The sequence below is a fragment of the Micromonospora sp. WMMD980 genome (assembly GCF_029626035.1).
Lineage (GTDB): Bacteria > Actinomycetota > Actinomycetes > Mycobacteriales > Micromonosporaceae > Micromonospora.
This window is the reverse complement of sequence record NZ_JARUBE010000003.1, coordinates 6153279-6164813: the sequence shown is the minus strand read 5'-3', so window position 1 is coordinate 6164813 and position 11535 is coordinate 6153279. Positions and strand designations below refer to the sequence as shown.

Sequence of the window (11535 nt, the reverse complement as noted above, 5' to 3'; positions counted from 1 at the left end):
CATCGTAGGAATGGACATTCACAACCCCCGTACAGCGCCTGCCCTTGTCGCAGGACAACCAGGCCAGTATTGGGTGAAATGTCCGTTTGCTGGGGCACTTTGCCGATGGTGAATGCTCGTCACGCTCGGGTCAGGCCCGCCGGACCGCACTCACCGTCGTGCCCGGCCGCCCGCGGGCAACGCCGGCCGCCGTCGAGCAACCGGTCGCACCAGACCCAGTGACGTACGGACTGCTCGTCCTCCCTCGACACGGTCGTCCCGGCCCGCTCCACGTCGGCCAGGAACCCGAGCGCACGGCAGATCGCCCGGGCGAAACCACGGGCGCCGTCGAGGTCGGCTACGAGCACCGGCAGGTGTACGACGAACCGCGCCCGGCTCATGTTCTCCACAAGTCCTCCTCACCAGCCGTGGAGGCGACCCCGAGACCGCAGCCCAGAGCGGCGGCACGACCCCGGAGCCCACCTCGGGCCCGACTCCCGTGATTTGCCGAACCAACCGGAGCCGGACGCGGGTCAGCCTACCCAAAATACCTGTGTAGGTTGAGCGTCCACTTCGGGCTTTCTGCTTGTTGCAGTTGCTGGTGTAGGCCCGGCATGATCGGTGGTGCCGAACCGACCGGAGTCTCACCATGCCCACAGCCGAAGCCCCATACCGTCAGATCGCCAACGAGTTGGCCGCGAAGATCAAAAGCGGCGAGCTCAGGCCCGGCGACAAGCTGCCCTCGACCCGCGAGCTGGCCGAGAGCTACGACGTCCACATGAATACCGCCTCGCGGGCGCTGTCTCTGCTGCACGATCGCGAGCTGATCACCGGCCAACCCGGCCGCGGCACCTACGTCGCCGACCCTCCGGCCCGATAGCCTCCGGCTGCCTAGCAACTTGATGGCGTAGACGACTCACGCCCGGACCTGCCGACAGGTCATCGAGGCACACCAACCGAGCCGCGTTACCTGCGGCCCTCCAAGACACCCATAGCGTTCCACCCACCAGTCGGAGGGGCCGTCACTGGAACGCTATGGGCGTCTCCGGCCCTCCGAGACACTCATAGCGTTCCACCCACGGGCTGAACGGACTGTGACTGGAACGCCATGGGTGTGTACGGGCCGATGTCCACGCCCAGCCACGAGACCTCACCCGGGTCGTGAACCGCGGCACATGAGGCTAGGACACGTGACGGTGTCAGATCATGGACTACGATGCCGCCCTTCGCGCCTCCACCGAGGGCATCACCACTGCTCACCAGGCAACGCGGGCGGTCCAAGCACTTCACGACAGCCATCCCACGGCGAGCGCGAGTCATAACGGAGGGCTATCTTCGCATCACCATAAGTAAGTGATGTGGAGAGGGCTCTTGTCCGCGAACGACGAATTCTTCCGCTCCAAGAAGGCAGCCGCCGTGCTCAAGCACGGCATTCTCAAGCGCTATCCGGTGGTGTTCGCGTCCAAGACGGGCCAGGGCAACCCGATCGTCTTCCTGGACGGTTACGCCGGCCGAGGCGAGTACGACGGCGGGGAGCCGGGTTCACCGCTGCTCCTGTCCCGGTGCGCCGAGTTCGTTCAGGGCTTCCGCGACGTGCTGGCGTTCTTCGTCGAACAGGACCCGGACAGCTACGCGAACCTGGAACAGGTCCTCCGCGAGAAGGGCGGCCCGGTCCAACGTGAACTGCGTCAGGGCAGCCTCGACCAGTACCTCCCCGAGTTGTTGGCTCGGGCCAAGGGCTCCTCGCTCTTCGCCTTCCTCGATCCCTTCGGTCCGGCCCTCGACTTCGACCTGATCCGCGCCCGGTTGCTCAGTCGGCCCAGTTGGCCGCCCACCGAGGTGTTGCTGCACTTCAGCGTCTCCACCGTGGCCCGAATGGGACGCGCCGTCCATGTCGCCGGCCAGCGCCCCAGCGGCCTGTCGGGGAGCGAACAGAAAGCCGCCGCGCGACTGGACCGGTTCCTCGGTGGGGCCTGGTGGCGCGACTATTTCGCCAAGGTGTCGGACGCGCGAGACGACGAGCGTGCCACCGACGTCGCACTGCGGGTCGCGGACAGGTACGCCCGGAACCTCACCGAGGGATCGGACTACCAGGCGGTGCGCATGCCCGTGCGGCCCCGGCCCGGCCTCGCGCCGAAGTATGTCCTCACTCTGTTCACCAGGCACGGCGAAGGGGCCTGGCACTTCGCCGACACCCTGGGTAAGGCCGGTGTCGAATGGGAGGAGGCTTGGGTGAGGGAACAGCTTCGCCGCGGCGATCACCTAGTACGGCAGCCGCCGTTTGAGATGTTGCTGGTGGGGGTCGGTAGACGAGGTGCGGCCACCGCGTGATCGTCTGTCTGCTGTGGACATAACTTCAGATCTGGCGGTGGCCGCGTGCCACAGCGTAGACCCTGCCCGGTGGCGGCAGGTCCTGGCCGGGGTGTGCGATGCGTTCGCGGGACGGTTCGGGCGGGTGGAGCCGCGGCGGGCGGCGGCGGCGTTCGTGACAGGGCTGCTCACGAATATCGAAATCAAGACGTGTTGGCAGTTGGCGGAGCAGGCCGGGCATGGCCGGCCGGACGCGATGCAGAGGTTGCTGTATCGGGCGAAGTGGGACGCCGACGCGGTGCGTGACGACGTGCGACAGGTCGTCGTCGACCGGCTTGGCGACCCCGACGGGGTCCTCGTCGTTGACGAGACCGGCGATCTGAAAAAAGGTGTGCACACCGTCGGTGTCCAGCGCCAATACACCGGCACCGCCGGGCGGATCGAGAACGCGCAGGTTGGCGTGTTCCTGGCCTACGCGAGCAGACACGGCCACACCCTGATCGACCGCCGGGTCTACCTACCGAAGTCCTGGACCGACGATCGACAGCGGTGTGAGCAGGCCGGCGTCCCGGACGACGTCGCGTTCGCCACCCGATCCGAGCTGGCCGACGACATGATCACCGCCGCTGTTCAAGCCCTGGTCCCGGCCCGATGGGTCGCTGCGGACGAGGCCTACGGCAACAACACTCGGCTGCGGGGTGAACTGCGCAAACTGCGCCTCGGCTACGTCCTGGCGGTCTCCTGCGATCATCTCGTGCCGATCGACGGCGGGAAGACCCGTTGTCGCGCCGACCGGCTGGCCGCCGACCTGCCTGCCACCGCGTGGACCCGGCGCAGTGCCGGCGACGGGTCGAAAGGGCCACGGTTCTACGACTGGGCATGGCTGACCGACGTCGGCGCCGACGGCGACTCGGACGACGACGGCCGGCACAGTCTGCTGATCCGCCGCAACAACACCACCGGTGAGCTGGCCTTCTACCGTTGCTGGACACCCGGCCCGGCCACCCTCGCCCAGCTCGTGCGGGTAGCGGGAGTTCGTTGGGTCGTGGAGGAATCGTTCCAGGCCGGAAAGGGTCAGGTCGGTCTTGACCAGCACCAAGTCCGCCGCTGGACGTCCTGGCACCGGTTCACCACCCTGGCCCTGGCAGCCCTCGCGGTCCTCGCGATCTGCGCCGCCGACGCCCGAACAGCAGACCGTCACGGTCAACCCGACATGATCGAGCTGACCGTCAACGAGATCCGCCGCCTGATCAACATCCTGCTCATCCGGCCGACCCGCAGCATCGCCTACCGTTTGCGCTGGTCAACATGGCGACGCCGACACCAAGCACGAGCCAAACGAGCCCACTACGCCCGCCGCCTCAACCTCGAATTCCCACCATGATCACGAATGGCGGCTGCCGTACTAGGTGACACGTTGTTCGGCGACGGCCCCGTCTTCGATGCCGAGCAGTACAAGGCCGAGAACGCTCCGCGCTGGTCGCGGACGATCGAGCGGAACCTCGTGAAGATGCTGGAACAGCATGCGTCTTTCAAGATCGTGGATCGCGTGCCTGAGGTCTACGGTGAGGTGCTCGGACAGGCCTGGGCCCCGCACGTGCGGCAGGCCGTCAAGGCGCTGCACCGGCAGGGACAGATCAGCGGACCCGGCACGGGCGACTTCTGGAAAGAGGTCGTCTGGCGCCCGTGACGGGATCGCTAGACCTCTGCGCTCCCTAGGCCGACGCGAGCGTGCGGGGCAGTGGCATCTCGTCCCAGGTCCGGCCGTCCAGCAGCCGACCCCCGATCTTCGGCGTACGCCCGCCCCACTGCTTGAAGAAGAAGGCGGTGCCGGCAGACCTGCACTGATCCCGTAGGTCACGGACCCACGCCGGGTCCATCGACCGGCAGCCCTGCCCAGATTCTCCGCCTGCGATCAACCAGTCGATGTCGTCGAGATTCAGGTCCGACAGTGGGCCGAGCAACGGCTCCGCCGAGATGAAGCGCACCGCGGCCGGCACCTCCCGCAGCTGGTCGACCCGCTCTTGGTGCGTGCCGTCCTCGACGCTCACGCCCATCCAGACATTCGCTGGCCAGTCGAGCTGGTGAGCGACCTTCGCCAATCGCGCCGCTCGCTTGGTGAGCACCTGGAAGGTGTGCCGCGGCGTCTCGCGCATCACGGTGAACACCTGTTGGACGTAGTCGAGGGGAACCCTGGCATGAAATAGGTCTGACATGGAATTGACGAAAACGGTGCGCGGGTCACGCCAGCGGCGCGGAACGTCCAGGGCATCGGCGTGCAGGGCGACACCGAACCCGGGACCGGAGGTACGCGGGTCGCCGTCGGTCTGGTATTTCGTCGAGCCCATGGCCTTGAGGCGCTTCGCCAGGGTCAACGCATAACAGTTGTCGCAGCCGGCGGAGATGCGGTCACAACCGGTGGTGGGATTCCAGGTTGCTTCCGTCCATTCGATGGCGCTCTTGTCTGCCATGCGCCCTCCTCCCGATCGCGAAGTGCCCATCTTGTCGAACATCCGTACGCATGGGAAGGGTGAGGCCGCTTTCCGACCGATCTCTCGCCTTCATTGTCTGAACGATTCCCCAACGGCCCGGTGGCGGGCCGTCGGGCGTGCTCGCCGACGACCTCGCCGACGACAAGGAGCAGTGGGGGTGCCCACGCGAGCGCGGGCACCCCCACTGGTGAGCAGACGTCAGCGACCGGCGCGGGCCGCCACGGCGGTGTCGGGCTGGTCGGCGAACGCGCCGTCCAGGCCCAGGCCGAAGAAGAGTTCGTACTCGGACGTGATGTCGCCGCGCGCGTTCGGGTCGGCTCCGAGCCGGAAGTCGAGCGGCAGGAACTGGTTCTCGGCGCGGAACGTCCAGGCGTGCACCACCAGGCCGAGCCGGTGCGAGTCGCGGATCACCGAGGTCGGCGCGAGCAGCCGACCGGTGGCGTCACGGGGCACGATCAGGTTCTTGTTCAGGCCGACGCCGTCGGCGTACCGGGACACCCAGGCCAGGCCGGCGGCGGTGGCCAGGTCGGCGTAGGTCCGGCGGTCGCCGGCCGCGGTGAAGTCGTAGGGCGCCCCGGTCGCGTCCATGAGTTGGACCAGCCGCACGTCGATCATCTTGTCGAGCTTGCGCAGGTTGGCGGTCTCGAAGCTCTGGACGAAGACCGGGTCGTCGCGGTGGGTCAGCCGGTTCCGGCGGAGCACCGCGACCAGCGGCTCCTCCAGCGCGCGGCCGATCGACGCGAAGTAGGTCGGGTGCTTCGTCTCCGGGTAGACGCCGATGGTCCGGCCGCGGGCCTTCGACTCGGTCCGGGCCAGGTCGACGACCTCCTGGAACGTCGGGATCTCGAACTGCCCGTCGAAGGCGGTGTTGGTGACCCGCACCTGGGGCAGCCGCTCCTTGGCCCGCAGCGTCTTCAACTCGGCCAGGGTGAAGTCCTCGGTGAACCAGCCGGTCACCGTCACCCCGTCGATGGTCTTCGTGGCCCTGCGGGCGGCGAACTCGGGGTGCGCGGCCACGTCCGTCGTACCCGAGATCTCGTTCTCGTGCCGGGCCACCAGGACGCCGTCCTTCGTCGAGACCAGGTCCGGCTCGATGAAGTCGGCGCCCTGGCGGATGGCGAGCCGGTAGGACTCCAGGGTGTGCTCCGGGCGGTAGCCGCTCGCGCCCCGGTGGCCGATCACCAGCGGTCGCGGGGCGGCACGGGGACGGTCGGCGCGGGCGTCCGGGCCGGCCTGGGCGGCCACGGCCGGCACCACCACGGCCGCCGCCGCGAGCAGCGCGCCGGCCACGCCGAGGGCGGAAAGGGTACGTCGCAACGCAGTCTCCTGTCGTCGATGGGTACGCCCAGCAGACCCGGCGTGGTTGACGTCCAGTTGGTCGGTTCCTGACCTGCCGGTGAATCTCCGGACGGAAGATGACGTGGTGCGCCGTCTGCTCCGGAAGCCGGTACGGCTGGTGCCGCTCGGGTTCCTGGCGGTGATCCTGGTCGGCGCCGGGCTGCTCATGCTGCCCTGGGCCACCAGCCACCAGCGTTGGACGCCGTTCCTGACCGCGCTCTTCACCTCCACCTCGGCGGTGTCGGTGACCGGCATGGAGGTCACCGACACGCCGAACTACTGGAACCACTTCGGACTCGCGATGATCACCGTGCTGACCCAGCTCGGCGGGCTCGGCATCCTGAGCGGCGCCGCCCTGGTGATCCTGGCGGTCTCCCGGCAGCTCGGCCTGCGCAACCGACTGCTCGTGCAGGCCGAGACCGCCGAGTTCGGCCTCGGCGACGTACGCCGGTTGCTGCTGCGCATCGCGGCCACCGTGTTCGTCACCGAGGCGTTGATGACCGCCGTGGTCGGCGGTCGCTTCTGGCTGGTCTACGACTACCCGCCCGGGCGGGCGCTCTGGTCGGCGGTGTTCCACTCGGTCCAGGCGTTCAACAACGGCGGCTTCACGCTCTACACCGACGGGCTGGTCGCGTTCTCCCGGGACCCGTGGGTGGCGTTGCCGCTCAGCGTCGGCGCGATCATCGGTGGACTCGGCTTCCCGGCGCTGTTCGAGGCGGTACGCGAGTGGCGACGACCCCGCCGGTGGGCGGTCGCCACCAAGCTCACCGTCTGGGGCAGCGTGGTGCTCACCGCCGCCGGCTCCGGCTACCTGCTGCTGGCCGAATGGGCGAATCCGTTCACGCTCGGCACCTTCGACGTGCCGGGCAAGGTGCTCGCCGCGTTCGCCCAGATCGCGTTGAGCCGCACCGGCGGCTTCGACGTGATCCACGTCGGACGGCTCACCGAGGAGAGCTACCCGATGTTGACCGGCCTGATGTTCATCGGGGGTGGCAGCGCCAGCACCGCCGGTGGCATCAAGGTCTCGACGTTCTTCCTGCTCGGCTTCGCCATCTGGGCGGAACTGCGTGGCGAGCCGGACACCACCGTCGGTCGGCGCCGGGTGTCCCGGGCCAGCCAGCGGCAGGCGCTGACGGTCGCCCTGCTCAGCCTGGCTCTGGTGGCCGCCGGCACGGTCGGGCTGATCGGCCTGACCACGGGGGTGCCGCTCTACGCCGCGCTGTTCGAGATCACCTCCGCGTTCAGCACCACCGGCCTCACCGTCGGCCTCGCCCAGCGACTGCCGGAGTCCGGCCAGTACCTGCTGGTCGTGCTCATGTACATCGGCCGGATCGGACCGCTCACCCTCGGGTCGGCGATCGCGTTGAACACCCGACGACGCCTGTACCGCTATCCGGAGGAGCAACCCATTGTCGGCTAGACACTCGGACGACGCCGGTGTCGTCGTGATCGGCCTGGGCCGGTTCGGCTACCACCTGGCCGGCGCGCTGGCGCGCCTGGACCACGAGGTGCTCGCCATCGACCGGAACCCGGCACGGGTCCAGCGGTGGTCCGCCGAACTGGACCGGGTGGTGCAGGCCGACGCCACCGAGGAGGTGGCGCTACGCCAGCTCGGCGTGGCCGCCTTCGCCCGCGTGGTGGTCGCCATCGGCGCGTCGGTCGAGGCCAGTGTGCTCACCGTGCTGGCGCTGACCGAGCTGGGCGTCCCGCAGATCTGGGCGCGAGCCACCTCGGAGAAGCACGCCAAGATCCTGCACTCGGTCGGCGCGCACCACGTGGTGTTCCCGAAGGCGGAGACCGGCGAGCGGGTGGCGCACCTGATCGTCAGCCGGATGCTCGACTTCATCGAGTTCGGCGACGACTTCGCGATCGCCAAGGTCCGGGTGCCGGCGCCGCTGGTCGGGCGCGCGCTGCGCGAGGTGGCCCCGCGCGACAGGTACGGGGTGATGGTGGTCGGCGCGAAGCTGCCGGGCGAGCCGTTCCGCTATGCCGGCCCGGACACCGTGCTGGCACCGCAGAGCGTGCTCATCGTGGAGGGCAGCATCACCCAGGTGCAACGCTTCGCGGCGCTGACCTGACCGTCAGCCCTTCGGGCCCTTGCCCTTGCCCTTCTTGCCGGGCCCACCCCCCTTCGGCGCTTCGCCTACCCTTTTCCCTTGCCGCCCTCCTTGCCCTTCTTGCCGGGCTTCGGCGGTTCCGCCTTGGGTTTCGGCGCCGGCTTCGCCTTCGCCGGCCCGCTCTTGGCGGTGCTCTTCGTGGTCTTCGTGGGCGGTTTGGCCGGCGCCTTGGTTTTTGGCGCGGTGGTGACCGGCACCGACCCGGCGATGCCCGACACCTGCACCCCGCATGCCCGGCCACCGACCTCGAACTCCACCGGCAGCGTGTTGCTGCCGGTGTAGCGCCCGGCCAGCGTGAGCTTCGTCGACGCGCCCGGCGCGAGCGCGGGGGTCGCCGCCGGGGCCGCCACCGAGACGGTCCGCCCCACCTGGCGGGCCGGCGGCCGGGCCGTGGTGACCGCCTGCTTACCGGGGAAGCTGAAGCTCATCGTCCAGTCGCGCAGTTCCCGGGTGCCGGTGTTGGTGAGCGTCAGCTCGGCCGAGAAGTCCTTGCCGGTGTCGCGGCGCAACGAGTAGTCGACCGCGCAGGGCGCCGGCTCGGGCAGCCCCATCCGCGCCTCCGTCGGCTCCACCCCACCGCTGGCCGGGCTCCGCGACGTCACCCCCCACATGGCGGCGGTGACCGCGATCAGCCCGGCGGCGGCCACCCCGGCCTCCACCCTGCGCCGGCGCGCCGCCGACCGCCGGGTCCGGGTGCGGATCGCCGAGTACGGCAGCGCGTCGGTCGCCGCCGACCAGGGCAGGATCGTGGTGTCGGCGTTCTCGGTCAGCGCCGGGTCGACGACGCCGAACGCCGGTGACACCGGCACGATCGACGCGATCCCGACCGCCTCGGCGAGCGTCCGGGCCACCCCGGGGGTGGGCGGGCGGTCCTCCGGGCGCTTCGCCAGGCACCGCTGGACCAGGTCGGCGACCTGACCGGGCAGCCCCGGCACCGGCGGCATCGGGTCCGGGTCGCGGTACATGTGGGCACGCAGCATCTCGGTGGTGGTGCTGGCCTGCCACGGCAGCCGGCCGGTGAGCATCCGGTAGAGCAGCAGACCGACCGCGTAGACGTCGGTGGCCGGCGAGACGTGACCGTTGTCCAACCGCTCCGGGGCGAGGTAGGCCGGCGTGCCGAGCAGCGCCCCGTCCGGGCCCTTGTCGCTCTCCCCCACCAGCGCCGAGATGCCGAAGTCGACGACCTTCACGCCGGTCGGGGTGAGCATGACGTTGCCGGGCGTCACGTCCCGGTGCACCACGCCGCGGGCGTGCGCGGTGGCCAGCGCCGAGGCGACCTCCGCGCCGATGGTCAGCGCCTCCCGCCAGGGCAGTTGCCCGTCGCGGCCGAGCCGGCCGCTGAGCGGGCCGCCGTCGACCAGCTCCATGACCACGTACGGCACGGTCAGCCCGACCTGGACCGACTCGCCGTAGTCGTACACGTTGGTGATGTTGGGGTGGCAGAGCCGCGCGGCGGCCTGCGCCTCGACGCGGATCCGGTGCCGGAACGCCTTGTCGGTGGCGAGCCGGGAGGCGAGCACCTTGACCGCCACCTGCCGGCCGAGCACCTCGTCGTAGCCGCGCCAGACCACCGACATGCCGCCCGCGCCCAACTGCTCGACCAGGCGGTAGCGCTCACCCAGCAGCTGCACGCCGTTCCTGACCGATGCACCCATGGTCGGTGCAGTTGCCCGAAGTGGCCCCCGGTACACCTGTCCGGTCGTAATCGGTCAGCAAAGTCACCCGATCAGGCGGTCGCCAGCAGTTGGTCCACCGGGGCGAAGTCGTCGGTGAGCACTCTCGCGTCGCCGGCCCAGGCGGCCGTCTTCGCCTCGTCGAGCAGCTCGGCCGGCTCGGGAAGACCCCTGAGCCCGGCGGGGATTCCGGCCAGCGGCAGCGGCACGTCCGAGGCGACGATGACGAAGTTCGCGCCGTGCTGCCCGGCGATCGCGCCCGGCGGGGCGATCAACGCCACGTGGTCGAACACGGCCGCGACGGTGGCCAGCTCGGCCCGGACGAACCGGTCCGGCGGATAGTCGATCACGTTCTGCACGTAGATCCCGTCCGGGCGGAGCACCCGCCGGATGTCCACGGCCATCTCCCTCGTGGCCAGGTGCCAGGGCACCACCAGGTGGCCGAACGCGTCGCCGACGATGAAGTCCCGACTGTCGGTCGGCTCGCCGCCGAGCAGCACCCGTGCGTCACCGACCTCGGCGCGCAGCGTGGGCCCGGTGCGCAGACCCAGCTCCCGCCGGTCCAGCTCGACCAGGCCGCCGTCGACCTCGAAGACGAGGTTGTCGGTGCCGGGACGGGTCGCCGCCAGGTAGCCCGGCACGGTGAAGCCGCCGCCGCCCAGGTGCAGCGCGTCCACCGGCTGCCCCGCCGGCCGAGCCAGGTCCGCGACCAGGCCGATCCACCGGGTGTACGAGTATTCCAGGTGGGTCGGGTCGGTCAGGTCGACGTAGGAGTGCCGCGCCGAGTTGAGGAAGAGCGTGCGCCCGTCCGGCGAGCCGGGGTCCGCCTCCACCCGGGCACAGTGGTACGCGGTCTCCACGTCGCACGGGTTCGGCGCGGCGGCGGTGAGCCCGGCGGCGGAGAGGCCGATCAGCGCGAGCGCCGCCCTGGCCCGCCCCGGCGTCGACAGCACCGCGCCGTCCCGCCGCCGCAGCCAGAACCCGAGCGCCAGCCCGGTCACGCCGAGCACCCCGGCCAGCGACAACACGATCACCGAGCTGGGCAGCGCGGCCACCAGGATGAAGCCGGTGCCCAGCGTGGCGGTGATCCCGCCGAGCGTGCCGATGCTGGAGAGTTTGCCGACCACCTGGCCGGTGCGGCGCAGGTCGGCCAACTGAAGCTTCACCACGAGCGGGGTGATCCCGGCCAGCAGCGCCGCGGGCAGCAGCACGGTCAGCGCGGTCAGCAGGAGCACCGCGCTCGCCGCGCCGCCGCGCAGCGCCTCACCGGCGTACCTGACGATCGGCAGGGTGACGGCGGTGGCGATGCCGGCCAGCACCAGGGCCGGGGCGAGCAGGGCGCGCGGGTCCCGCCGGTCGGCGAGCCACCCGCCCATCCACGCCCCGTACGCGATGGCGGCCAGCGCCATGCCGATGACCGAGCTGGTCACCTGGAGGGTCACCCCGACATAGGGGCCGACCAGGCGCAGCGCGACGGTCTCCAGCACCAGCACCGCACCGCTGGAGAGGAAGACCAGGAAGGCGGCGAGCCCGTTCGGCAGCGCGCGCGGCGGTGCCGGCGCGTCGGTCGCCGGCCCGATGACGATGTCGGACGATGTGCTGCTCACCGTCGCGAGGGTACGCGGC

Annotated in this window: 11 protein-coding genes; 6 read left to right on the top strand and 5 right to left on the bottom strand. The window is 70.2% G+C overall.

What is annotated here, in order from left to right:
- Positions 1-119: 119 nt before the first annotated feature.
- Positions 120-380, bottom strand: coding sequence for a hypothetical protein (locus tag O7618_RS29145; RefSeq protein ID WP_278110192.1), 261 nt, complete (start codon positions 378-380; stop codon positions 120-122).
- Between the two features lie 248 nt (positions 381-628).
- Here O7618_RS29145 and O7618_RS29140 point away from each other — a divergent pair, with 248 nt between their 5' ends.
- The 4 genes from O7618_RS29140 (at position 629) to O7618_RS29125 (ending at position 3979) form a co-directional block, all read left to right on the top strand.
- Positions 629-859, top strand: a complete 231-nt coding sequence (locus O7618_RS29140; protein WP_278109345.1) for a winged helix-turn-helix domain-containing protein — start codon at positions 629-631, stop codon at positions 857-859.
- A 491-nt stretch (positions 860-1350) separates the two neighbouring features.
- Positions 1351-2310, top strand: coding sequence for a three-Cys-motif partner protein TcmP (tcmP, locus tag O7618_RS29135; RefSeq protein WP_278109344.1), 960 nt, complete (start codon positions 1351-1353; stop codon positions 2308-2310).
- Between the two features lie 82 nt (positions 2311-2392).
- The gene (locus O7618_RS29130; RefSeq protein ID WP_278103967.1) at positions 2393-3673 is read left to right on the top strand and encodes an IS701 family transposase; all 1281 of its coding nucleotides are present in this window, start codon (positions 2393-2395) and stop codon (positions 3671-3673) included.
- Between the two features lie 33 nt (positions 3674-3706).
- A complete protein-coding gene (locus O7618_RS29125; protein ID WP_278109343.1) occupies positions 3707-3979 on the top strand; it encodes a hypothetical protein in 273 nt (90 codons plus the stop codon).
- Between the two features lie 25 nt (positions 3980-4004).
- Here the strand turns inward: O7618_RS29125 and O7618_RS29120 are convergent, their stop codons facing one another.
- Positions 4005-4760, bottom strand: a complete 756-nt coding sequence (locus O7618_RS29120; RefSeq protein ID WP_278109342.1) for a phage Gp37/Gp68 family protein — start codon at positions 4758-4760, stop codon at positions 4005-4007.
- A gap of 219 nt (positions 4761-4979) precedes the next feature.
- Positions 4980-6098: a glycerophosphodiester phosphodiesterase gene (locus O7618_RS29115; RefSeq protein ID WP_278109341.1), complete on the bottom strand. Its 1119-nt coding sequence runs from the start codon at positions 6096-6098 to the stop codon at positions 4980-4982.
- A gap of 106 nt (positions 6099-6204) precedes the next feature.
- Here O7618_RS29115 and O7618_RS29110 point away from each other — a divergent pair, with 106 nt between their 5' ends.
- Positions 6205-7539 (top strand): potassium transporter TrkG, encoded by a 1335-nt coding sequence (locus tag O7618_RS29110; protein ID WP_278109339.1) that lies wholly within the window; start codon positions 6205-6207, stop codon positions 7537-7539.
- Positions 7529-8197, top strand: a complete 669-nt coding sequence (locus O7618_RS29105; protein WP_278109338.1) for a TrkA family potassium uptake protein — start codon at positions 7529-7531, stop codon at positions 8195-8197. Before O7618_RS29110 ends, O7618_RS29105 begins: the two co-directional genes overlap by 11 nt.
- 65 nt (positions 8198-8262) lie before the next feature.
- Here O7618_RS29105 and O7618_RS29100 read toward each other — a convergent pair whose 3' ends face one another.
- Both O7618_RS29100 and O7618_RS29095 read right to left on the bottom strand, forming a co-directional pair.
- Positions 8263-9891, bottom strand: coding sequence for a serine/threonine-protein kinase (locus O7618_RS29100; RefSeq protein WP_278109337.1), 1629 nt, complete (start codon positions 9889-9891; stop codon positions 8263-8265).
- 71 nt (positions 9892-9962) lie between these two features.
- Positions 9963-11516 (bottom strand): fused MFS/spermidine synthase, encoded by a 1554-nt coding sequence (locus O7618_RS29095; protein WP_278109336.1) that lies wholly within the window; start codon positions 11514-11516, stop codon positions 9963-9965.
- Positions 11517-11535 lie beyond the last annotated feature (19 nt).